Source organism: Pseudomonas rustica (assembly GCF_018336155.1).
Lineage (GTDB): Bacteria > Pseudomonadota > Gammaproteobacteria > Pseudomonadales > Pseudomonadaceae > Aquipseudomonas > Aquipseudomonas rustica.
Genome location: NZ_JAGYHF010000005.1, coordinates 346935 through 370908, shown reverse-complemented (window position 1 = coordinate 370908; position 23974 = coordinate 346935). Strand labels below are relative to the sequence as shown.

At 59.6% G+C, this 23974-nt stretch carries 19 protein-coding genes and 2 tRNA genes; 4 read left to right on the top strand and 17 right to left on the bottom strand.

Annotated features, from left to right (window positions below):
• Positions 1–148 precede the first annotated feature (148 nt).
• From dnaB to rnr, 7 genes are all read right to left on the bottom strand, one after another.
• Complete coding sequence (gene dnaB, locus KFS80_RS11940; protein WP_159815256.1) at positions 149–1546, bottom strand: replicative DNA helicase; 1398 nt, start codon at positions 1544–1546, stop codon at positions 149–151.
• Between the two features lie 120 nt (positions 1547–1666).
• Positions 1667–2113 carry a 50S ribosomal protein L9 gene (gene rplI, locus KFS80_RS11935; RefSeq protein WP_042557398.1) on the bottom strand — a complete coding sequence of 149 codons (447 nt, stop codon included), beginning with the start codon at positions 2111–2113 and terminating at the stop codon, positions 1667–1669.
• A gap of 18 nt (positions 2114–2131) precedes the next feature.
• Complete coding sequence (locus tag KFS80_RS11930) at positions 2132–3025, bottom strand: hypothetical protein (RefSeq protein WP_212544907.1); 894 nt, start codon at positions 3023–3025, stop codon at positions 2132–2134.
• Positions 3026–3061: 36 nt separating this feature from the next.
• Positions 3062–3292, bottom strand: a complete 231-nt coding sequence (rpsR, locus tag KFS80_RS11925) for a 30S ribosomal protein S18 (RefSeq protein ID WP_002551829.1) — start codon at positions 3290–3292, stop codon at positions 3062–3064.
• A 28-nt stretch (positions 3293–3320) separates the two neighbouring features.
• Entirely contained in the window at positions 3321–3743 is a 423-nt protein-coding gene (gene rpsF, locus KFS80_RS11920) for a 30S ribosomal protein S6 (RefSeq protein ID WP_003217491.1), read from the bottom strand.
• A 276-nt stretch (positions 3744–4019) separates the two neighbouring features.
• Positions 4020–4784, bottom strand: a complete 765-nt coding sequence (rlmB, locus tag KFS80_RS11915; protein ID WP_008078316.1) for a 23S rRNA (guanosine(2251)-2'-O)-methyltransferase RlmB — start codon at positions 4782–4784, stop codon at positions 4020–4022.
• Positions 4781–7411: a ribonuclease R gene (gene rnr / locus KFS80_RS11910; protein ID WP_212544906.1), complete on the bottom strand. Its 2631-nt coding sequence runs from the start codon at positions 7409–7411 to the stop codon at positions 4781–4783. Before rnr ends, rlmB begins: the two co-directional genes overlap by 4 nt.
• A gap of 225 nt (positions 7412–7636) precedes the next feature.
• Here rnr and KFS80_RS11905 point away from each other — a divergent pair.
• From KFS80_RS11905 to KFS80_RS11890, 4 genes are all read left to right on the top strand, one after another.
• Positions 7637–7723 (top strand) — tRNA-Leu (locus KFS80_RS11905).
• 181 nt (positions 7724–7904) lie between these two features.
• Positions 7905–7991 (top strand) — tRNA-Leu (locus KFS80_RS11900).
• Between the two features lie 292 nt (positions 7992–8283).
• A complete protein-coding gene (locus tag KFS80_RS11895; protein ID WP_212544905.1) occupies positions 8284–9294 on the top strand; it encodes an extracellular solute-binding protein in 1011 nt (336 codons plus the stop codon).
• Positions 9294–10859 (top strand): ABC transporter permease, encoded by a 1566-nt coding sequence (locus KFS80_RS11890; protein WP_212544904.1) that lies wholly within the window; start codon positions 9294–9296, stop codon positions 10857–10859. Before KFS80_RS11895 ends, KFS80_RS11890 begins: the two co-directional genes overlap by 1 nt.
• Before the next feature lie 71 nt (positions 10860–10930).
• Here KFS80_RS11890 and KFS80_RS11885 read toward each other — a convergent pair whose 3' ends face one another.
• The 10 genes from KFS80_RS11885 to KFS80_RS11840 form a co-directional block, all read right to left on the bottom strand.
• Positions 10931–12865, bottom strand: a complete 1935-nt coding sequence (locus KFS80_RS11885; RefSeq protein WP_212544903.1) for a methyl-accepting chemotaxis protein — start codon at positions 12863–12865, stop codon at positions 10931–10933.
• A 139-nt stretch (positions 12866–13004) separates the two neighbouring features.
• A complete protein-coding gene (locus tag KFS80_RS11880) occupies positions 13005–14294 on the bottom strand; it encodes an adenylosuccinate synthase (protein WP_027921980.1) in 1290 nt (429 codons plus the stop codon).
• A gap of 54 nt (positions 14295–14348) precedes the next feature.
• A complete protein-coding gene (locus tag KFS80_RS11875; RefSeq protein ID WP_007915833.1) occupies positions 14349–15536 on the bottom strand; it encodes an ATP phosphoribosyltransferase regulatory subunit in 1188 nt (395 codons plus the stop codon).
• 313 nt (positions 15537–15849) lie between these two features.
• A complete protein-coding gene (gene hflC, locus KFS80_RS11870) occupies positions 15850–16719 on the bottom strand; it encodes a protease modulator HflC (RefSeq protein ID WP_053116774.1) in 870 nt (289 codons plus the stop codon).
• Positions 16719–17891: an FtsH protease activity modulator HflK gene (gene hflK, locus KFS80_RS11865; protein ID WP_053116773.1), complete on the bottom strand. Its 1173-nt coding sequence runs from the start codon at positions 17889–17891 to the stop codon at positions 16719–16721. Before hflK ends, hflC begins: the two co-directional genes overlap by 1 nt.
• A 96-nt stretch (positions 17892–17987) precedes the next feature.
• Positions 17988–19289, bottom strand: coding sequence for a ribosome rescue GTPase HflX (gene hflX, locus KFS80_RS11860; RefSeq protein WP_053116772.1), 1302 nt, complete (start codon positions 19287–19289; stop codon positions 17988–17990).
• A gap of 12 nt (positions 19290–19301) precedes the next feature.
• Positions 19302–19562: an RNA chaperone Hfq gene (gene hfq / locus KFS80_RS11855; RefSeq protein WP_007902656.1), complete on the bottom strand. Its 261-nt coding sequence runs from the start codon at positions 19560–19562 to the stop codon at positions 19302–19304.
• A 95-nt stretch (positions 19563–19657) separates the two neighbouring features.
• Positions 19658–20629, bottom strand: a complete 972-nt coding sequence (gene miaA / locus KFS80_RS11850; RefSeq protein ID WP_053116771.1) for a tRNA (adenosine(37)-N6)-dimethylallyltransferase MiaA — start codon at positions 20627–20629, stop codon at positions 19658–19660.
• Entirely contained in the window at positions 20629–22530 is a 1902-nt protein-coding gene (gene mutL, locus KFS80_RS11845; protein ID WP_212544974.1) for a DNA mismatch repair endonuclease MutL, read from the bottom strand. Before mutL ends, miaA begins: the two co-directional genes overlap by 1 nt.
• An 8-nt stretch (positions 22531–22538) precedes the next feature.
• A complete protein-coding gene (locus KFS80_RS11840) occupies positions 22539–23972 on the bottom strand; it encodes an N-acetylmuramoyl-L-alanine amidase (protein WP_212544973.1) in 1434 nt (477 codons plus the stop codon).
• Positions 23973–23974: the final 2 nt, after the last annotated feature.

The window sequence follows — 23974 nt, the reverse complement described above, 5'->3', positions numbered from 1 at the left end:
CGGCTGTGGTCGGAAATTGTGCCGACCCGATCGCGGTTATTGGTTGCACCACGTTATCGTTCTTCGCGAGCAAGCTTTGCTCCTACAAGGGATCAACTGTAGGAGCAAAGCTTGCTCGCGAAGGCGTCAGCCTCAGACGATGAAGAGCTTATTCATCGTCGTCGAAGTTATAGCTGCCCGGCGCAAGGTTTTCGAAACGGGTGTACTTACCGATAAACGCCAGGCGGATAAAGCCGATTGGCCCGTTCCGTTGCTTACCGATAATGATTTCGGCGATGCCTTTATGCTCGGTTTCCGGGTGATACACCTCGTCGCGGTAAACGAACATGATCACGTCAGCATCCTGCTCGATCGCTCCGGATTCCCGGAGGTCGGAGTTGATCGGGCGTTTGTTCGGCCGCTGCTCGAGGGAACGGTTGAGCTGCGACAGCGCCACCACCGGGCAGTTGAATTCTTTGGCCAGGGCTTTCAAGGAACGCGAGATTTCCGAAATCTCGTTGGTGCGGTTGTCGCCGCCGGAACCTGGAATCTGCATCAATTGCAGGTAGTCGATCATGATCAGGCCGATGTCACCGTGCTCACGCGCCAGACGCCGGGTTCGCGCACGCATTTCCGACGGACTGATACCGGCGGTGTCGTCGATAAACAGCTTGCGGTCATTGAGCAGGTTGACCGCCGAGGTCAGGCGCGGCCAGTCGTCATCTTCCAACTGACCGGAACGCACCTTGGTCTGGTCGATGCGGCCCAGCGAGGAGAGCATACGCATGACCAGCGATTCGCCTGGCATCTCGAGGGAATACACCAGAACGGCTTTGTCGCTGCGCAGTACGGCGTTTTCCACCAGGTTCATTGCGAAGGTGGTTTTACCCATCGACGGACGACCGGCGACGATGATCAGGTCGGACGGTTGCAAGCCGCTGGTCTTCTCATCAAGGTCGGTGTAACCCGTGGACAGACCCGTAATCGCGTTGTCGGTGTTGAACAGCGTGTCGATGCGATCGATGGCCTTGGTCAGCAAATCGTTCACACCCACCGGGCCACCGGTTTTCGGCCGGGCCTCGGCAATCGCGAAGATCTGGCGCTCGGCTTCGTCGAGGATTTCCTCGGCGGTGCGCCCTTCCGGGTTGAAGGCGCTGTCGGCGATCTCGGTGCTAATGCCGATCAGTTGGCGCAACGTCGCACGCTGGCGAACGATCTGCGCATAGGCCTTGATGTTGGCGACGGACGGTGTGTTTTTCGCCAGTTCGCCAAGGTAACCGAGGCCGCCCACTTGCGAGGTCTGACCTTCCTTGTCCAATTGTTCGGCAAGGGTCACGACGTCGATCGGCGAGTTCTGATCGGCCAGTTTGGCGATCGCACGGAAGATCAGGCGGTGGTCATGTCGATAGAAATCACCGTCGGAGACTTGATCGAGCACGCGTTCCCAGGCGTTGTTGTCCAGCATCAGACCACCGAGTACAGCCTGTTCGGCTTCGATGGAATGCGGCGGCACCTTCAGGGCAGCGGTTTGCAGATCGTATTGCTCGGGAGCGGAGATATCGTTCATGGCCACTTGAGTTTGGTTGAAAATCAGGAATTGCAGAAAGACAAAGGGCACGACCTGTAAACAGGATCGTGCCCGATGTTAACCGTCTGACGGGCAAGCCGCCAGCCGATCAGGTGTTGCTTAAGCTGCTACCACGACAACGCGTACGGTGGCTTCAACTTCGGCGTGCAGGTGCACAGCCACGTCGAATTCACCTACGTTGCGGATGGTGCCGTTCGGCAGACGAACTTCGCTCTTCTGCACTTCAACGCCGGAGGCGGTCAGTGCGTCAGCGATGTCGTGAGTACCGATCGAACCGAACAGCTTGCCTTCGTCGCCAGCGGTGGCAGTGATGGTCACTTCCAGCTCGGCCAGTTGGGCAGCACGGCTTTCAGCCGATGCTTTACGGTCTGCAGCAGCTTTTTCCAGCTCGGCACGACGCTCTTCGAACGCAGCGATGTTCGCTGGGGTCGCGGCGGTAGCTTTGCCGTAAGGCAGCAGGTAGTTACGACCGTAACCGGCCTTAACGTTTACTTTGTCACCCAGGTTGCCCAGGTTGGTGACTTTTTCCAGAAGGATCAGTTGCATGTGAAAATCCTCTAACTTTTAACCTTCACCGTTCGCGCTGTCGGTGTCTTTCGACACGTGACGACCGCGAAAATCAATCAGGCTGTCGACAATGGCCAAAACCACGAGCAACGGATAGATCAGCTGCATGAACAGCAACAGCGTGACGTACAACCCCACCAGCCAGAAACCGGCCAGTCGCTTCTGCCCGACCAGCCCGTGAATCAAGGCAAGTCCGGCGAACACCAGCGGTACACTGCACAACGGCGTCAACATGGCCATCTGTGCACCGAGATTCGGGCCCAGAAGCATCAACGCCAGCAGTAACATCGCCGGCCCCAGCGGGATCCGTATGGCGCGAAACTCGCGACCAAAACCACCCGGGTTGTACAACAACGCCTGCCAATGACGCCCGACAATCAGGCTCAGCACGCTGACGATCTGCAACAACGCCGCAATCAGTCCGGTCAGGACTGGTGCAATCAGGGACGCAAAACGCGCTTGCTCATCGACCGACAATTGCTTGTAGGTCTCACCGAGAAGCGCGGGCATTACCTTGATAAGGGCCTGCGCGAGCATCTCGATCTGGGCCGCAAACGCCGCCCCGAGCACCACCGAAAACACCACTCCTATTGCCACGCTGGCCAGCAGCGTACGAACCCAGGACTCACTTGCGCGCAAAATCAACGCAAGCCCCGAAGACCCCAACAGCACCAGAAGTGCCCGTGGATCATCGGCGTACAACCACCAGACCAAGGCCGGCAGCAGTCCCAGCAACAGAACACCGAGGGCGTCTGTCAATCCGCGCCGCAGCAGCACAAGGCTCCCGGCGGCGGCACCCAACCAATACAACAACGGCAATGTTGCACATCCGGCCACTACGAGAGTGGCCTGCATGCGGCCGCGCATGATGAACTCAGCTAAGGCACGCATGCATTCAATCCTTTGCTACTTGTCGACTGCCCGGTCTCAGCGGCCGTGGCTGTCGGTGTAGGCCAGCAGGGCCAGGAAGCGGGCGCGCTTGATAGCGGTGGCCAGCTGACGCTGATAACGAGCTTTGGTACCGGTGATGCGGCTTGGAACGATTTTGCCGGTCTCAGATACGTAGGCTTTCAGAGTGTTGAGATCTTTGTAATCGATCTCCTTCACGTCTTCAGCGGTGAAGCGGCAGAATTTACGACGACGGAAGAAACGTGCCATTTGATAGGCTCCTTAAAAGGTCCGTGGATTACTCGTCAGCGTTATCGCTGTTGTCGCTGTCATCACTATCAGCGCTTTCAGCGCCTTCGTGCTCAGGACGGTCGCGACGCTCACGGCGCTCACTGCGGTTTTCTTCAGCCTTGAGCATCTCGGATTGGCCGGTAACGGCTTCTTCGCGACGGATGACCAGGTTACGGATCACTGCATCGTTGTAGCGGAAGTTGTCTTCCAGCTCGGCCAGGGCCTTGCCAGTGCACTCAACGTTCAGCATCACGTAGTGAGCCTTGTGAACATTGTTGATTGCGTAGGCCAGTTGACGACGGCCCCAATCTTCCAGACGGTGGATTTTGCCGCCGTCTTCTTCGATCAGCTTGGTGTAACGCTCAACCATGCCGCCGACTTGCTCGCTTTGATCCGGGTGGACCAAAAAGATGATTTCGTAATGACGCATGAATGCTCCTTACGGGTTGTAGCCTGCCGCTCAAAAACGGTCAGACAAGGAGTGAATGACACTTATGGACTTGCTGGCGCGGGGCACATGCGTGCCTGCCGTCACAGCAAGGGGCGCAATTGTAGAGAAGGGACAGAAGAGGTGCAAGGCAATTGGTGATTATTTGAACAATCACCAATGAACACCTGTAGGAGCTGCCGAAGGCTGCGATCTTTTGATTTTGTTTTTAAAGACAAGATCAAAAGATCGCAGCCTGCGGCAGCTCCTACAGTGAGTTTATTTCTTGGCAGCAGGCTTGGCTTTTACGCCGCGCTGACGCTGGGCTTCGAACAGGCAGACGCCCGTCGCGACCGAGACGTTGAGGCTGCTGACGCTACCGGCCATCGGCAGTTTCACCAGATAGTCACAGTGTTCGCGGGTCAGGCGACGCATGCCTTTGCCTTCGGCGCCCATGATCAGAATGGTCGGGCCCGTCAGATCCTGGTCGTAGATGCTGACTTCAGCTTCGCCTGCTGTGCCGACAACCCACAGACCGCGCTGCTGAAGCTTTTCCAGGGTGCGCGCAAGGTTGGTCACGGCCACCAACGGAATCACTTCCGCCGCACCGCAGGCCACTTTACGCACGACCGGCGTCAGGGTTGCCGACTTGTCTTTTGGCACGATCACCGCCAGCGCACCCGCCGCATCGGCCGAACGCAGGCAGGCGCCGAGGTTGTGCGGATCGGTCACGCCGTCGAGCACCAGCAGCAACGGTGCGCCATCAGTACGATCGAGCAGCTCGTCGAGCATCGCTTCGCCCCAGACCTGGCTCGGGCTGACTTCCGCGACCACGCCTTGGTGAACGCCTTCAACCCAGGCGTCCATTTCGCGGCGCTCGGCCTGACCGACCTGGACACGATTTTCGTTGGCCAGCTCAACCAGGGTCTGCACGCGCGGATCGTTGCGGCTTTCCGCCAGCCAGATCTGTTTGACGCGCTTCGGGTGGTGACGCAGCAACGCTTCTACCGCGTGAACGCCGTAGATTTTTTCCAACTGACTCATGACTTCGCCTTCGGTTTACGTGCCCCGCCACTTTTGGCTGGAGCAGAACCCGCTTTTGGCGGGCCTTTACGGTGTTTGCTCGGTTTTGCTGGCTTGCCGCCGGAGGCCTTTTCAGGCGCCGACCGCCCGGTCTTTCCCCCAGGCGCCGCTTTACCACCGTTTTTGGCGTCGGAAAGCAGAGCCTTCTTCATTTCACGGCTTTTACGCAGCTCGGCGTTTTTCGCCACAGCGTCGCTTGGACGATAGGCTTCAGGAGCTTTCTCTTTCGCTGGACGGCGACCTGCGTTTTTTGCAGGAGCCGCTTCGGCTTTTTCCTTCGCGGCTGGCGCAGCAGTTTCAGCACCACGCTTTTTGCGACCGATCGGCGCGCTGATGGTTTTTTCGGCCATCTCGAAGTCGATCTTGCGCTCGTCGAGGTCAACGCGCATGACGCGCACTTCAACGGTATCGCCGAGACGGAAGCTACGACCGGTGCGCTCGCCCGCCAAGCGGTGATGCACAGGATCGAAGTGGTAGTAATCGCCCGGCAGCGCGGTGACGTGCACCAGGCCTTCGACGTAGATATCAGTCAGTTCGACGAACAGACCAAAACCGGTCACCGCCGTGATCACGCCAGGGAACGACTCGCCCACGCGATCCTTCATGAACTCGCACTTGAGCCAGTTCACCACGTCGCGGGTCGCTTCGTCGGCACGGCGCTCGCTCATCGAGCATTGCTCGCCGAGTTGCTCCAGCGCCGCTTCGTCGTACGGATAGATACGCGCTTTCGGAATGGTCATCGCACCGGCACGGCGAACGTGCGGGGTGTCCTGTTTCGAATGGATCACGCTGCGGATCGCGCGGTGCGTGAGCAAATCCGGGTAACGACGGATCGGCGAGGTGAAGTGGGTATAGGCTTCGTAATTCAGGCCGAAGTGGCCCTGATTGTCAGCGCTGTACACCGCTTGGCTCAGCGAACGCAGCATTACAGTCTGGATCAGGTGGAAATCCGGACGATCCTTGATGCTCGCCAGCAATGCCTGGTAGTCCTTCGGCGACGGGCCGTCCTTGCCTTTATGCAGGGACAGGCCGAGCTCGCCAAGGAAGGCACGCAGTTTTTCCAGACGCTCTGGTGGCGGGCCATCGTGGACGCGGTACAGCGCAGGAATTTCGTGCTTCTTGAGGAATTCGGCGGTGGCCACGTTGGCCGCCAGCATGCATTCTTCGATCAGCTTGTGCGCATCGTTACGGGTGGTCGGACGGATCTCGGCAATCTTGCGCTCGGTACCGAAGATGATCCGGGTTTCCTGCGTTTCGAAATCGATCGCGCCACGTACGTGACGAGCAGCCAACAGAACCTTGTACAGCGCATAAAGCTGCTTGAGGTGCGGCAGAACGTCGTTGTACTCACCGCGAAGCTGACGCGCCTCGGTGATTTTCGGCGTTTCCAGCATCGCGCTGACTTTGTTGTACGTCAGACGAGCGTGGGAGTGGATCACCGCCTCATAGAAGCAGTAGTCGGTCATTTCGCCGGACTTGGAAATGGTCATCTCGCAAACCATGGCCAGACGATCGACGTGCGGGTTCAGCGAGCAGAGGCCGTTGGACAGTTGCTCAGGCAGCATCGGCACGACACGCTCGGGGAAGTACACCGAGTTGCCGCGCACTTGCGCTTCGTTGTCCAGCGCCGAACCGATTTTCACGTAGCTGGAAACGTCGGCAATCGCCACGTACAACTTCCAGCCGCCGGAGAACAGGCGCAGCTTGCCCGGTTTGGCTTCGCAATAAACCGCATCGTCGAAGTCGCGGGCATCTTCGCCGTCGATGGTGACGAACGGCAGATGGCGCAGGTCAACGCGCTTCTCTTTGTCTTTCTCTTCGACTTCCGGCTTGAGCTTGGCGGCTTCTTTCAGAACAGCTTCAGGCCAGACGTGCGGAATGTCGTAAGTGCGCAGGGCAACATCGATTTCCATGCCCGGCGCCATGTAGTTGCCGACCACTTCGACCACATCGCCTTGCGGCTGGAAGCGCGGCGTTGGCCAGTGGGTGATTTTCACCTCGACGAACTGACCGATCTGCGCGTTGGCATTACGGCCCGGCGTGACCAGCACTTCTTGCTGGATCTTCGGATTGTCGGCAACGACAAAACCGATGCCGCCTTCTTCGAAGTAGCGACCGACGATGGTTTCGTGAGCACGCGAAACCACTTCGACGATCACGCCTTCGCGGCGACCGCGACGGTCAAGACCGGAAACACGGGCCAGCGCACGGTCGCCGTCGAACACCAGACGCATTTGCGCCGGGCTCATGAACAGGTCGTCGCTGCCGTCGTCCGGCACCAGGAAGCCGAAACCGTCACGGTGACCGCTGATGCGACCGAGGATCAGGTCGAGCTTGTCGACCGGCGCGTACGTGCCGCGGCGGGTGTAGATCAGTTGAGCGTCGCGCTCCATGGCGCGCAGGCGGCGGCGCAGGGCTTCGATCTGGTCTTCTGTGGTCAGACCAAACTCTTCGACCAGTTGCTCGCGGGCAGCAGGCGAACCCCGATCGGCGAGGTGCGCCAGGATCAGTTCGCGGCTAGGAATAGGGTTTTCATATTTTTCCGCTTCACGAGCGGCCTCGGGATCGAGGGACTGCCAATCGGCCATTAGAGAGTTTTCACCTTGTCTATATGCGGGTTAGTTTGGCATAGGCGCCATGAAACGGGAAATTTCCGCTTCTATAAGGCGCGTATCCGGGGCTGTAGCGTTGCTTGAAAGCCGTTTTGACCACCGCCGGTAAAAAAAACCATGTTTTTTGCTGAGAGGGGTTTACAGTTAAAAAGACGCTCCGTATAGTGCGCGCCATCGACGACGCACAGCGTTGCCGATACTGCCCAGATGGTGAAATTGGTAGACACGCCAGCTTCAGGTGCTGGTGACCGCAAGGTCGTGGAAGTTCGAGTCTTCTTCTGGGCACCAATTTAGAGTTTGAGACTAGATCAGTTTCAAGACTCACACAAAAACCCGCGAAAGCGGGTTTTTTGCATTCTAAGGAACGCTTTTGTTAAAACTGATTTATTAAAATTAAATCAGGGGTTTACAGATTAAAAAGCGCTCCGTATAGTGCGCCACATCAACAGCGGCAACGCTAGCGATGATTGCCCAGATGGTGAAATTGGTAGACACGCCAGCTTCAGGTGCTGGTGACCGCAAGGTCGTGGAAGTTCGAGTCTTCTTCTGGGCACCAATTCAAATTCAAGGTTACGGCCTTGGATTTCACAAAAACCCGCGAAAGCGGGTTTTTGCGTTTCTGGCTTCCCGAAATCTTGATATCTCCATGTAGGAGCTGCCGAAGGCTGCGATCTTTTGATCTTGTTTTTCCAAAGAGCAAGATCAAAAGATCGCAGCCTTCGGCAGCTCCTACGGTTCAACGAAGACGTCGTATCAGAGCTGGCGGCCTCTCGCAAGGCGCACTTGAGAAACAATATCGTTTATCATTGTTGCAAGTTTTTGCAATGCGACAGTGAGGAACCCTGCGAATGACGTTTCGAAATACCCTGCGCCGAGGCCTGACCTTCACCCTTCTCGGCCTGGCGCTCGCCACTCCCCTCACCCAGGCTGCCGATGCGGTTTCCCTGACTCTCTATAACGGCCAGCACAAGGAAGTCGGCGACGCGATCGCCAAAGCCTTCGAAGCCAAGACCGGCATTCACGTCAATGTCCGCAAAGGCAGCAGCAATCAGCTCGCCAGCCAGGTCATCGAAGAAGGCGACCGCTCCCCCGCCGATGTGATCTACACCGAAGAATCGCCGCCGCTTAACAATCTCGGCGAACTCGGCCTGCTGGCGAAAACCGATGACGCCACTTTGGCTGTGCTTCCGGAAAAATATGTAGCCGGCAACGGCACCTGGATCGGCGTCACAGCGCGCGTTCGCGTGGTTGCCTACAACCCGAAACTGGTCGATGAAAAAGACCTGCCGAAATCGGTGATGGAATTCTCTGATCCGCAGTGGCAAGGCAAAGTCGGCTTCGTACCAACCAGCGGCGCGTTCCAGGAACAAGCCGTAGCGATCATCAAGGTGCACGGTCGTGACGCTGCCGAAGAATGGCTGACTGGCCTGCGCGCATTCGGTAAAACCTACAGCAACAACATGGTCGCGCTCAAAGCCGTGGAAAACGGCGAAGTCGCTACCGTGCTGGTGAACAACTACTACTGGTTCGCCCTGCAGCGCGAGAAAGGCCAACTCGACTCGAAACTGCATTACTTCACTGGCGGCGATGTCGGTGGCTTGATCACTGTATCCAGTGCTGCCGTGCTGAAATCCAGCAAGCATCCAAAAGAAGCCCAGCAATTCCTCGCCTACATGGCCAGCGAAGAAGGTCAGCGCGTGATCACTCAGACCACCGCCGAATATCCGCTGCACAAAGGCATGGAATCGGATCGCGGGCTCAAGCCGTTCAGCGAGCTGGAAGCGCCGAACGTAACGCCGGCCGATCTGGGCAATGCCGAAGAAGCGCTGGAACTGGAACGTGAAGTTGGCTTGAACTGATGGCCGCATCGTTATCCGCCCCCGCCGCGCGCGGGGGTTACGTACCAAAGCGCAAGCGGCCGTCGATCTGGCTGGTGCTGCCAGTGTTGCTGCTGGTGGTGCTCAGCCTTTTGCCGCTCGCCTACGTCGGACTGAAAGCCTGGCAGGCCGGCTGGGCCGAGGCACTGCACTTGCTGTGGCGCCCGTACGTGTTCGGCCTGCTGCGCAATACGCTGGCATTGATGGTTGGCGTGACGATTACCTGCGGCGTGATCGGTCTATCGCTGGCGTGGTTGCTGGAACGCAGCAATCTGCCGGGGCGGCGCTTGTGGGGCGTGATTCTGTGCCTGCCGTTCGCGGTGCCGGCGTTTGTCAGCAGCTTCACCTGGGTCTCCTTGAGTGTGCAGTTCGAAGGGCTGGGCGGGGCGATTCTGGTGATGAGCCTGTCGAAATACCCGCTGATCTTTCTGCCGGTAGCGGCGACCCTGCGCAATCTCGATCCCTCCCTTGAAGAGTCCGCACGCACCCTCGGGCAGAATCGCTGGGGGGTGTTTTTCCGCGTCACCCTGCCGCTGCTCTGGCCGTCGCTGTTGGCCGGTTCGTTGCTGATTGCCTTGCACATGTTGGTGGAGTTCGGCGCGCTGTCGATCATCGGCCTGCAAACCTTCACCACGGCGATCTATCAACAGTTCGAGCTGGAATTCAGTAACGCCAACGCGGCGATGCTTTCCGCGGTGTTGTTGGCGTTGTGCCTGGTGTTGTTGTGGCTGGAGCTGCGCGTGCGTGGCAAAGGCCGGCATGTGCGCACCGGGCAAGGCGCGGCGCGTCAGGCTGAGCAAGTTCGATTGGGTCGCTGGGCTCCGCTGGGTCAGTTGTATTGTCTGGCGTTGGCGATTGTCGGCAGCGGGATTCCGCTGGGGATGCTGGCTTACTGGCTGGCGGTCGGCTCTTCGGCGGCATTCCCTGTGGCGGCAATTACCGAAGCCCTGCTGTCTTCGCTGGCGCTGTCGCTCGGCGGTGCGGCGCTGTGCCTGGTGCTGGCAGTACCAGTTGGTTTGCTGGTGGTGCGTTACAAAGGCCAACTGGCGATCTGGGCTGAGCGTCTGCCGTACCTGTTGCACGCGCTGCCGGGCCTGGTGATTGCGCTGACGCTGGTGTATTTCGCCCTGCATTACGTGCCGGCGCTGTACCAGACTTCGGGGTTGTTGCTGATCGCTTATGCACTGCTGTTTCTGCCGCTGGCGCAGGCACCGATTCGTACTGCACTGAACAAGGCTGCGCCGCAGCTTGAAGAGGCTGCACGGACGCTGGGCGCTTCGTCGTTCACGGCGTTTTGCCGGGTGACGTTGCCGATTATTTTCCCGGCATTGGGCGCGGCGTTTGCGCTGGTGTTTCTGGATGCGATGAAGGAATTGACGGCGACGCTGCTGCTGAGTCCGACCGGACTTAACACGTTGGCGACCGAGGTGTGGGCGCATACCGCGAATGTCGAGTTTGCGGCGGCGGCGCCTTATGCGGCGTTGTTGATTTTGGTGTCCGGGTTGCCGGTTTATCTATTGACGACGCGGATGTATCTGAGCCGCTAAAAGATCGCAGCCTGCGGCAGCTCCTACAGGAGATTAATGTAGGAGCTGCCGCAGGCTGCGATCTTTTGATCCTAAGCCCTGAACTGCCCCAGACTCGCCTTCAACTGCGCCGCCAAACCATCCAGCACCTTGCCACTCGCCGTGGTTTCCACTACCGCCTGCGCCGCTTTCTCGGCCTGCGCATGAATCGTCTCGACCCGCCCACGCACCGCTTGCGCACCCTGCGCCTGATGCGCCGCTGCCTGCGTCGCCAGACCAATCGCCGCATGCACCTGCTCAACCGAGGCCTGCACCGATTGCTGCAAGCGCGCACTGTCGCGCAACACCAGCAAGCCTTCGCTAGCCTGACGCCCGGCCTGACCAATCGCCTCGACCGCCTCACGCGCACCCTGCTGCAAAGCAACAATGTGCGCCTGAATATCGCCGGTAGAGCTTTGCGTCTTGCTCGCCAGCGCACGCACCTCATCCGCCACTACCGCGAACCCACGCCCGGTTTCACCCGCGCGCGCCGCTTCAATCGCCGCGTTCAGTGCCAGCAAATTGGTCTGCTCGGCGATCCCGTGGATCACCGTCAGCACCACTTCAATCTGTTCACTCTGCTGCGCCAGTCGCTGAATGACCTTCGCTCCGGTGTCGACCTGCCCGGCCAACGCCTCAATCAAGCCGCCGACCTTGGCCGACGTGCGCGTGTTCTCATCAGTGGCCTGACGAATATCCACCACCTGCTTCAACGCCGCCTGCATCGCATGGCTTTCAGACTGTGCCTCGTCGGCCATTTGCGACAGTGCGCGCAGACTCTCCGCCACTTCATCACGCTGCATCCCGGCCGCCGCATCGGCACCAGCATTGCGCAGAGTCATCGCGCCGATTTCCACGCCGGTACGCTGGGCGACATCGCCCGCCTCGCGCACGATCGGCTGCAACTTATCGACAAAGCGATTGACCGCCGAAGCCATGTCGCCGATTTCGTCTTTGCTGTTGATCTGTACACGCTTGGTCAGATCGCCCTCGCCCGCCGCCAGATCATCCATCGCGGCATTGAGCATCTTCAGGCGATTGACCACGCGATGGCCCAACACCACGGCCAGCAACAGCAGCACGCCGCAGCCGACCAGCGCCAGGCCCAGACCGATTCTCCAGCGCAGCGTCGCCGCTGCTTCTTGCACGGTGCTGGCGGTATTGGCTTTCATTTCAGCAGCGGTGGATTGCGCCGATTGCAGACGCGCCTGCATGGCTTTTGCGCTATCGGCGGCGGCACCTCGAAGACTGTCGCCGACCAGTTGATCACTGCTGGCGATCAGCGCCGAGAAGCGTTTATCCAGTGCGGCCAGATCGGTTTCCACTGACGCCGTGGAAACGCCCATCAGCACCTTGCCGATTTCCACGCCGTTGGGATTGATCGAGGCTTCGAGGTAGTAAACCGACGGATCGTTTTTCGCCGCGTCCAGCACTTTATCCAGCGCGCGCTCGCCCTGGCCTTTTTCCAGCAAGGCCTTGTTGATCGGGTTTTCGCGGTTGAGATAACGGGTCAGGTGCTGGCCGGTGGCATCGTCGTACACCACAAACAGCACATTGGGATTGCGCTGGGCACGACGGGCGAACTCAGAGAGGGTCGGCACGTCGCTGTCCCACATCGCGCGCGGCGCAACGGAGGCGAGCAGTTGCGCCATGTCATTGGCCGAGTCCTTGAGGTCTTTTTCCAGAGTCGCACGCAGCTGTGCCTGCTCATCCTTCAGACGCGCGGACAAACCGGCGGTCAACCGCTGGCGGGTGCTGCTGGAAAGGTTGTCCAGGCTCGACGTGACTTCACGTCCGGCCTGCTCTAGTTCACCAGAGAGTTTCTGGCTGTCGGCACCTAGGCGCACGGCCAGATCGGCTTCCAGCGCCGTGACGGTGCTCCGTGTCAGGGCGACGGCCACCAGCACTTGCACCAAAAGGGCGATACCAAGGGTAACGAATACCGGGCGCAACAAACGGCTTTGTAACAGTGAGAGAACGGCCGACACTGTGAATACCTCTACTTCTGACGCCATTAATTTGATGGCACTCTTGTAGGAAGTTTCACAGCAAAGGTCATGCCGTCCGACAGGCATAAACGACAAAGGCCCCGATTAAGGGGCCTTTGTTTTTTACATCAACGACTTATCAAGCAAACGGATGACGCAGAACGATGGTTTCGTTGCGATCCGGGCCCGTCGAAATAATGTCGATCGGTGCGCCGATCAACTCTTCAACGCGCTTGATGTAGGCACGAGCGTTAGCCGGCAGCTCTTCCAGGGTTTTTGCACCCACGGTCGATTCAGTCCAGCCCGGCACTTCTTCGTACACAGGCTGCAGGCCTACGTAGCTGTCAGCGTCGGTCGGAGCAACGGCGTTGCCTTGCGCGTCTTTGTAGCCGACGCAGATGTTGATGGTTTCCAGACCGTCGAGTACGTCCAGCTTGGTCAGGCAGATACCCGAGATGCTGTTCACATCGATAGCGCGACGCAGGATAACGGCGTCGAACCAGCCGCAACGACGGGCACGGCCGGTGGTAGCGCCGAACTCGTGACCTTGCTTGGCCAGGTGCGCGCCGACTTCGTCGAACAGCTCAGTCGGGAACGGGCCCGAACCGACGCGAGTGGTGTAAGCCTTGGTGATGCCCAGGATGTAGTCCAGGAACATCGGGCCAACGCCCGAACCGGTCGCCACGCCACCGGCGGTGGTGTTGGAGCTGGTCACGTACGGGTAGGTGCCGTGGTCGATGTCGAGCAACGAACCCTGGGCGCCTTCGAACATGATGTCTTTGCCGGCGCGACGCAGGTCGTGCAGCTCGGCAGTCACGTCGAGCATCAACGGCTTGAGCAGCTCAGCGTATTCCTTGCACTCGGCCAGAGTCTTTTCGAACTCAATGGCTGGCTCTTTGTAGTAACCAACCAGCATGAAGTTGTGGTAATCCACCAGTTCACGCAGCTTGTCTTCGAAGCGCGGCATGTTCAGCAGGTCGCCAACACGCAGGCCACGACGAGCAACCTTGTCTTCGTACGCCGGGCCGATGCCGCGACCGGTAGTACCGATCTTCAGCTCGCCACGGGCCTTTTCCCTAGCCTGATCCAGCGCTACGTGGAAGGACAGGATCAGCGGGCAGGAGGGGCTGATACGCAGACGCTCGCGCACCGGTACGCCTTTCTCTTCCAGCTTGGTGATCTCGCGCAGCAGGGCGTCAGGTGCAACCACCACGCCGTTGCCGATCAGGCACTGCACGCCTTCGCGCAGCACGCCCGACGGGATCAGGTGCAAAACGGTTTTTTCGCCGTCGATCACCAGGGTGTGACCAGCGTTGTGGCCACCTTGGTAGCGCACTACGGCGGCAGCATGTTCGGTCAGCAGATCAACGATCTTGCCTTTGCCCTCATCACCCCATTGGGTGCCCAGGACTACGACATTCTTACCCATAACACTTGTCCTCATTCGCGCAAACTTGGTGCCGGCGATGGCCGGCAGGAAAACTCAAGAAGCCAGTGGCGAAACTTGCCAAAGCCCGTTCTGCTGAATCAATTGCCGGTCGCAGTCCGCATCACGGGCGGCGGCCAAAGGTTGTCCAGGCAACGCCTGAACGACACGCTGACCCTCACTGCGCAACTGGCAAACCTGCTGCCAGAGTGCCGCATCCGTACTGTCAGGCATCCAGATACCGCCAGACGGTAGCTCGATCTCAGCACGCCCCAGGGTCACCAGGGTTTTCAAATCGGTGGAAAAGCCTGTCGCCGGACGAGCGCGACCAAAATCGGCGCCGATGTCGTCGTAGCGACCGCCCTGAGCGATGGACTGGCCAACACCCGGCACGAACACCGCGAACACCACACCGGTGTGGTAGTGGTAGCCACGCAGCTCGCCCAGATCGAAGTACAGCGGCAGCTCCGGGAAGCGCGCCGACAGACGCTCGGCGATCGCCAGCAAATCTTCCAGTGCTGCCAGAACCGGCGCCGGCGCATTCGCCAGACGCTCGCGGGCAGCGCTCAACACTTCACGGCCGCCGCACAGATCAACCAGCGCACGCAGCATGCCGGACAGATCGGCCGGCAGACCTTCGGTCAAGGTAATGACCTCGTCGATGGCCTTGCGTTGCAGCGCATCGAACAACTGCTGCTCGACTTCACCAGACAGACCGGCGGCACGCGCCAGACCACGGTAAATGCCGACATGCCCCAGATCCATGTGCACATCCGGCACGTCGGCCAGTTGCAGCATGGCCAACATCAGGCTGATCACTTCAACGTCGCTGCTCGGGCTGGCGTCGCCGTACAACTCGGCGCCCAACTGGATCGGGCTGCGCGAGGACGACAATGCACGCGGTTGCGCATGCAGCACGCTGCCGGCGTAGCACAGACGGCTCGGGCCTTCGCGACGCAGGGTGTGCGCATCGATGCGCGCCACTTGCGGCGTGATGTCCGCCCGGAAACCCATCTGCCGGCCCGATTGCGGGTCGATGACCTTGAAGGTACGCAGATCCAGGTCCTGGCCCGCGCCGGTCAGCAGGGATTCCAGGTACTCGATATGGGGGGTCACGACAAACTCGTAACCCCAGCTCTGGAACAGATCCAACACCTGACGACGCGCGACTTCAATGCGCGCCGCCTCCGGTGGCAGTACTTCTTCGATGCCATCTGGCAGCAGCCAGCGGTCTACCGTTGCCATTACGCCATTCCCCTTTGATCCGGGCGGCCAGCACGAGGGCGAGCCTTGAGTGAAGCAGAAAATGACCAGTCCGTTCAAAACGCACGCGCATGAACGACGCAGCGAAAGGCCTGTCAGCGGCTTCGCCCATCACTTTCCTCGAAAAACGGTCGGGCCATTCAACCCGATGCCTGCAACAAAAAACAGCAATCAAACGTGCAGACGCAAAAAAGCCGGGAATTTCCCGGCTGCCGCATCATACACACGTTTTCCGAAAGGATCACCCCGCCCGAGGTTTTAGCCGCCGGGCGGAATGATTCAGGTCAACGTCGTATCAAGGCTTGGACTTTTCCAGGTAACGGAAGAAGTCGCTGCTTGGGTCGAGGACCAGTACGTCGGATTTGTTCGCGAAGCTTTCACGGTAGGCGCGCAGGCTACGGTAGAAACCGTAGAACTCCTGATCCTGACCGTAGGCCTTGGAGTAGATCGCAGCGGCCTGGGCATCACCGTCACCGCGAACCTCTTCGGATTCACGATAGGCTTCAGCCAGCAGCACGCGGCGTTGACGATCGGCGTCGGCACGGATGCCTTCTGCCAGCTCGTTACCCTTGGCGCGGTGCTCGCGAGCTTCACGCTCACGCTCGGTGCTCATACGTTCGAACACGCTGCGGTTTACTTCTTTCGGCAGATCGATGGTTTTGACCCGGACATCGATAACTTCGATACCCAGCTCTTTTTCCGCCATCGAGTTCAGCGATGCAGTGATGTCAGCCATCAGTGCATCACGCTCACCCGACACCACTTCGTGCAGGGTGCGCTTACCGAACTGGTCACGCAGACCGGATTCGAGACGGCGGGACAGACGCTCGTCGGCGATTTGCTTGAGGCCGGAAGTTGCGGTGTAGAAGCGCTCGGCATCTTTCACGCGCCACTTGGCGTAGGCATCAACCATCACGGCTTTCTTTTCCAGGGTCAGGAAGCGCTGTGTCGGTGCATCCAGCGTCATCAGACGTGCGTCGAATTTACGCACCTGGTTAACGTAAGGCACTTTCACATGCAGGCCCGGCTGAACATCAGCCTGAACCACGCGACCGAATTGCAGCAGCACCGCACGCTCGGTCTGAGCGACGATGTAGAAGCAGTTCCAGCCCACCAGTAGCACAACGACGCCAACGATCAGGGCGATCAGCGATTTATTGCTCATCAGCGGGTCTCCCTTGTGCGCGTCTGCGGCAGGTCAGTGACGTGCGGCGCGGCATCCGTGTTGTTGCTGGCAGCGGCCGAACCGGTGACCGGCGCATTGCTGCCCGAGCTGTTCTGAATCATTTTGTCCAACGGCAGGTACAACAGGTTGCTCTGGCCGTTCTTGTTACCGGTCACGAGTACCTTGCTGGTGTTGCTGAAGACTTCCTGCATGGTGTCCAGGTACAGACGCTCGCGGGTGACTTCAGGTGCCTTGCGATACTCGGCGACCAGTTTGGTGAAGCGATCCGCCTCACCCTTGGCACGCGAGACCGTTTCGTCACGATAACCGTTGGCATCTTCGATGATGCGCTGGGCCTGACCACGGGCTTCCGGCACGACGCCGTTGGCGTAGGTTTCAGCCTGGTTGCGCGAACGCTGCTCGTCTTCACGGGCGCGGATCACGTCATCGAAGGCTTCCTGCACTTCACGCGGGGCTGCCGCGTTCTGTACGTTGACCTGAGTCACAGTGATACCGGTGCGGTAAGTATCGAGGAAGCGTTGCAGACGCTCCTTGATTTCGCTGGCCATCAATTCACGACCTTCGGTCAGCACCTGATCCATGGCGGTCGAACCCACCACGTGGCGCAGGGCGCTGTCGGTCGCATGTTGCAGGCTGATTTCCGGCTGATCGACGTTCAGCACGAAGTCCTGCAGGTTGCTGATCTTGTACTGCACGGTCAGCGGCACTTCGACGATGTTCTCGTCTTCGGTGAGCATCTGGCCCTGCTTGGTGTACGCACGCTCACGCGTTACGTTTTCCATGTACTTCTTGTCGATCGGCGGCAGGTAGATGTTCAGGCCCGGGCCAACAGTCTCGTAGTACTTGCCGAAGCGCAGCACCACGGCCTGCTCCTGCTCGTCGACCACATAGACCGCGCTGTACAGCCAGATAGCCGCCAGCACGACGAGGACGATGCCGATCAGACCGCCGAAGCCGCCACGGCTTTTGCCGGAACCCCCGCCGTCATCACCGCGTTTTTTACCACCACCGAACAACCCGTTCAGGCTTTCCTGCAGCTTTCGGAAGGCCTCGTCGAGATCTGGTGGCCCCTTGCGGTCGCCGTTATTGCGGCGTTTGCCACCCCAAGGATCCTGATTATTCGAGTTGCCACCCGGCTCATTCCAAGCCATAGCGCTCTCCATCTGATAAAGCAAAGACGCACCCACGGCGCGCCGACCAATGCTACAGAATGCCTGCCGTCACGGCACAACCGCTTCTTCAGGCTTTTATTGCAAAGTGTGTTGCTCGATGAATTCCATCGGCTGCAATCCTTCGCGGCTTACCAGTCGATTCAGCTCGACCCGGGGCAAACGAACGGCCAGCAAACTGATGCCTTCTTCGTCGTGTTCTTCTTTCTGTACCGCACCGAGCTCGAAAAACTGCGCACGCAGTCGGGCGAATCGTTGCGGCAAGCGCAGGGTACCGACAAACAAATCACTGCCGAGCAATTCGGCGATGGCTTGTTCAAGCAATTCCAGACCACTGCCATCACGCGCCGAAAGCCAGACCCGCTGGGGCTTGCCGTTTTCGTCGCGCTGGATTTGTGGCTCAACGCCTTCAAGCAAATCGAGTTTGTTATAGACCTCGAGGATCGGCAAGTCCTGGGCACCAATCTCGCCCAGCACCACCATCACCTGCTCGATCTGCAACATGCGATCCGGTTCTGCTGCATCGATCACGTGCAACAGCAGATCGGAGTTGCTCGACTCTTCGAGGGTAGACCGAAATGCTTCAACCAGCTTGTGCGGCAAGTGACGAATGAAGCCCACCGTGTCCGCCAGAACAATCGGCCCCAGGTCGTCAATGTCGAGACGGCGCAGGGTCGGATCCAGCGTGGCGAACAATTGGTCGGCCGCGTAGACGTCGGATTTCGTCACGTTGTTGAAGAGTGTGGATTTGCCGGCGTTGGTGTATCCCACCAGAGAAACGGTCGGGATATCCGCACGGGAACGGCCGCGACGCGACTGCTCGCGCTGGCTGCGCACCTTCTCGAGCCGGCCCTTGATCTGGCGCAGGCGAACCCGCAGCAAACGGCGGTCGGTTTCGAGTTGGGTTTCACCCGGGCCACGCATGCCGATACCGCCACCTTGACGCTCAAGGTGAGTCCAGCCACGAACCAGGCGGGTGCTCATGTGGTCAAGCTGGGCCAGTTCGACCTGGAGCTTGCCTTCATGGGTACGGGCGCGTTGGGCGAAAATATCGAGAATCAGGCCGGTACGGTCGATCACGCGACACTCGAAAACACGTTCGAGGTTACGTTCCTGACTGGGCGTGAGGATGTGATTGAAGATCACCAGATCGGCTTCTTCAGCTTTGACCAGGTCGCGCAGTTCCTCGACCTTGCCGCTACCAATCAGGTATTTGGCGGTTGGCCGATGACGCGGCACGTTAAAAAACGCAACGGTCTCGGCGCCGGCCGAATTAGCCAATTCCTGAAACTCCTGCGGATCTTCGCGCGCCTCAGGGTCCTGTCCATCCAAGTGAACGAGGATTACTCGCTCACCACCACCGTGGCGCTCAAAGAACAAAGGAGACTCCTATCAGGCGTTACCTGGCTCAGCGTCACCTGCTTCGGATTCGGTTGCGCTAGGCAGACGAATTGGACGAACCGGCACTACTGTCGAGATAGCGTGTTTGTAAACCATCTGGCTCACGGTGTTTTTCAGCAGGATCACGAACTGGTCGAACGACTCGATCGTGCCTTGCAGTTTGATACCGTTGACCAGGTAGATGGAAACCCCAACTTTCTCTTTACGTAAAGTATTCAAGTAAGGGTCTTGTAGCGAATGCCCTTTTGACATGTGCCGCACTCCTTTAAGGATTCAATAATAAAAAATAGGTAATTCAGATGGCTTTAGCCGCCACACCCCCAAGGATAGACGGCAATTGCAAGGACTCAGCTCAATATGGAGATGGTCCCAAGGTATTTCAAGGCGCGTGGCAGATTGTCGCAATCAAGACTGTCCAGCCAGTGTAGATCTTCCCAGCTGCGCAGCCAGGTGAACTGGCGCTTGGCTAATTGGCGCGTGGCGATGATGCCGCGCTCCTGCATGTCGGCCAACGTCAGCTTGCCATCCAGGTAATCCCAGACTTGGCGGTAGCCTACCGCACGTATAGACGGCAACCCTGAATGCAGGTCACTTCTTTTACGCAGGGCTACGACCTCGTCGATGAATCCCTGTTCCAACATAATTGTGAATCTTTGTTTAATGCGCTCGTGCAGTACCTGGCGGTTTGCCGGGGCAATGGCCAAGTTCGCGACAGTATAGGGCAATTGTTGCAGTCCCGAAGCGGCTGCTTCAGTACTTTGCGCAGATTGTTGTGCGCGCAGGGCAGTCATGCTCTGACCGCTGACTCGATAGACTTCCAGTGCCCGACTCAAGCGCTGCGGATCGTTCGGATGAATCCGCGCTGCCGACACCGGGTCGATGACCGCCAATTGGTCGTGCAGGGCTTGCCAGCCAAGGCGTGCAGCCTCTTCCTCGATCTGCGCGCGCACCTCGGGATCAGCCGCCGGCATCTCGGCCAACCCTTCCACCAGCGCCTTGTAATAGAGCATGGTGCCGCCGACCAGCAGCGGAATTTTTCCGCGCGCGGTGATTTCCGCCATCGCTTGCAACGCATCGCGACGGAAATCCGCAGCCGAATACGCTTCCGCCGGATCGAGAATGTCGATCAAGCGGTGCGGATGTTCGGCCAGCAGTTCTTTGGAAGGTTTGGCAGTGCCGATGTCCATACCGCGATAGACCAGCGCCGAATCGACACTGATCAACTCGCACGGCAGCACCTTGGTCAGCTCGATGGCCAGATCAGTCTTGCCCGCAGCGGTCGGGCCCATCAGAAAAATCGCTGGAGGGAGCTGGCTCATCAACGACCGCGCAGGAACAGTTTGTCCAGATCGTCCAGGCCCAGTTGAGTCCAGGTCGGTCGGCCATGGTTGCATTGACCACTGCGCTCGGTGTTTTCCATATCACGCAGCAGGCCGTTCATTTCCGGCAGGGCCAGGCGCCGGTTGGCGCGGATCGCGCCGTGGCAGGCCATGGTGCCGAGCAGTTCGTTCAGGTGCGCCTGAATCCGGTCACTGGTGCCGTACTCCATCAAGTCCGAGAGTACATCGCCGACCAAGCGGTTGGCTTCGGCTTGCTTCAACAAGGCCGGAATCTGACGGATCGCCAAGGTTTCCGGGCCAAGACGCTGCAATTCAAAGCCCAGACGCTGGAACCATGCCGCGTGCTCTTCAGCACAATCGGCTTCGCGCTGACTGACGGCCAGCGACTCCGGCACCAGCAATGGCTGGCCGCTCAAGCCTTCGCTGGCCATGGCGATCTTCAGGCGCTCATACATGATCCGCTCGTGAGCGGCGTGCATGTCTACCAGCACCAGCCCTTGGGCGTTCTCGGACAAAATGTAGATGCCTTTGAGCTGCGCCAGCGCGTAACCCAGCGGCGGAATGTCTTCCTGACCGGCCGGCAGCGCATTGGCGTTGGCTTCAGGCAACGGCGCAAAAAACTCGCGATACGCAGCCTGCGCCTCGGCGGCCGGCGGCATGCCCGACTGCGGGCGCGGTGTGTATTGATACTGATAAGCGCCGCCAGCGCTGGCCCCGGACGAGGTATTGAACGCTGGTTGTGCCTGCGGTTGCTCGAGCAGCGCATTGGCCGCCAGACGCATTTCACCTTGCGGGCCGAACTCGCCGGCATCGAGGCCGGATGGGCGAACGACGGCAGTGGTGACGGAGCCGGCCAGTTGATCTTCCGGCCGCACATCGCCCAACGCGCGGTGCAAGGTGCCGTAAAGGAAGTCATGCACCATGCGCCCGTCACGGAAGCGTACTTCGTGTTTGGTCGGGTGCACGTTGACGTCGACTGCCGCCGGATCAACTTCGAAAAACAGCGCAAACGTCGGGTGACGGCCGTTGAACAGCACGTCGCGATAGGCCTGACGCACCGCGTGGGCGACCAGTTTGTCGCGCACGGCCCGGCCATTCACAAAGAAATACTGCAAATCCGCCTGGCTACGGTTGAAGGTCGGCAAACCGACCCAGCCCCACAAGTGCAGGCCGTTGCGCTCGATCTCGATCGGCAGCGCCTGCTCAAGGAAACCCGAGCCGCAAATCGCCGCTACACGCCGTGCGCGGGCCGCATCATCGTGGGCCTCGTGCAGGCTGAGGATGGTTTTACCGTTGTGGCGCAGATGAAAAGCCACGTCAAAACGCGCCAGCGCCAGACGTTTGATCACTTCTTGCAGGTGATCGAATTCGGTTTTTTCGGTCTTGAGGAATTTGCGCCGCGCCGGGGTGTTGAAGAACAGATCACGAACTTCCACCGAGGTGCCGACCGGATGCGCCGCCGGTTGAACCCGCGGTGCCATGTCGCGACCTTCGGTTTCAACTTGCCAGGCCTGTTCGGCATCGCGGGTACGCGAAGTCAGGGTCAGGCGCGCCACGGAGCTGATCGACGCCAATGCCTCACCCCGGAAACCGAGGCTCATCACTTGCTCGAGGTCTTCGAGGTTGCGGATCTTGCTGGTGGCGTGACGGGCCAGCGCCAGCGGCAGGTCATCGGCGGAAATACCGCTGCCGTCATCACGGACGCGCAGCAGCTTGACGCCGCCCTGCTCGACATCGACATCGATGCGTTTGGCGCCGGAGTCGAGGCTGTTTTCCAGCAACTCCTTGATCACCGAGGCCGGACGTTCAACCACCTCACCGGCGGCAATCTGGTTCGCCAGCCGCGGGCTGAGCAGTTCGATGCGCGCGGCAGCGTTCAGCACTTCGTTCATTCTTTGGACGCCAGTTCGGTGCCAGGAATGGTCAGGTGCTGGCCGACTTTCAGCTCATCACTTTTCAGATTGTTCGCGCTGCGCAGCGTGGCTGGCGACACCTGATAACGCACGCCGATCATGGCCAGGGTCTCACCCGGGCCGACGCGGTGATCACGCGGGCCTTGGGCGATTTTTCCGGAATCACGCAGCCAGGCAATGTAGGTGCCCGGTGGCGGATTCTGCTGGAAGAACTGGCGCACGCCACTGCTGATCGAACGCGCCAGCGCTTGCTGGTGGCTTGAGGCCGAGAGCTTGTTCGCTTCGTTGGCGTTGGAGATAAACCCGGTTTCGACCAGGATCGACGGGATGTCCGGCGACTTCAACACCATAAACCCGGCTTGTTCCACGCGCTGTTTGTGCAACGGCGTGACGCGGCCGATGTTGGTCAGGACTTTCTGGCCGACGTTGAGGCTGGAGGTCAGCGAGGCGGTCATCGACAGGTCTAGCAATACGCCCGCGAGCATGCGGTCTTTATCGTCGAGGCTGACGTTGCCGGCACCACCGATCAAGTCGGAACGGTTTTCGCTGTCGGCCAGCCAACGCGCGGTCTCCGAGGTTGCGCCGCGATCAGACAGGGCAAACACCGAGGCGCCGAAGGCTGCCGCAGAAGGCGCGGCGTCGGCGTGGATCGACACGAACAGATCGGCGCCTTTTTTGCGGGCGATTTCGGTACGGCCACGCAACGGGATGAAGTAGTCGCCCGTACGGGTCAGTTCGGCGCGGAAGCCTTTCATGCCGTTGACCTGACGTTGCAGTTCGCGGGCGATCTGCAGCACCACGTCTTTCTCACGCTGCCCGCGCGAACCGGACGCGCCCGGGTCTTCGCCACCGTGGCCGGCGTCGATCACCACAATAATGTCGCGCTTGCCGGCCGGGGCTGGGGGCAACTTGATCGCCGGTTCTGTCGGGGTGACCGGCACTGCTGGTATGGTCGCGACCGAAGGGGTCGGCGCAGGTGTTGGAGCGGGTTCGGCGTCGGCTGCGTTGTCGAACAGATCGACCACCAGACGGTTGCCATACTGCCCGTTCGGCGCCAGCGAGAAGCTTTTTGGCGTGACGGTTTTTTTCAGGTCGATGACCACGCGCAGGTCGGTCGGCGTGCGTTGTGCCGAGCGCATGGCGGTGATCGGGGTGTTCGCGGTCTGCAATTTCAGCGGCGCACCTAATGTGGCGCCATTGATGTCGATCACCAGCCGATCCGGAGCGGTCAGGGTGAAGACGCTGTGCTGCACCGGGCCGCTCAGGTCGAAGACCAGTCGCGTGTTATCCGGCGCTCGCCACAAGCGCACGCTGTTGACCTTTGAATCGGCCACAGCGTTGACGGTTACTGCCATCAACAACAGTCCAACGGCAGCCACCAACGCGCGAAAGCGCATACCTAACCCCATCA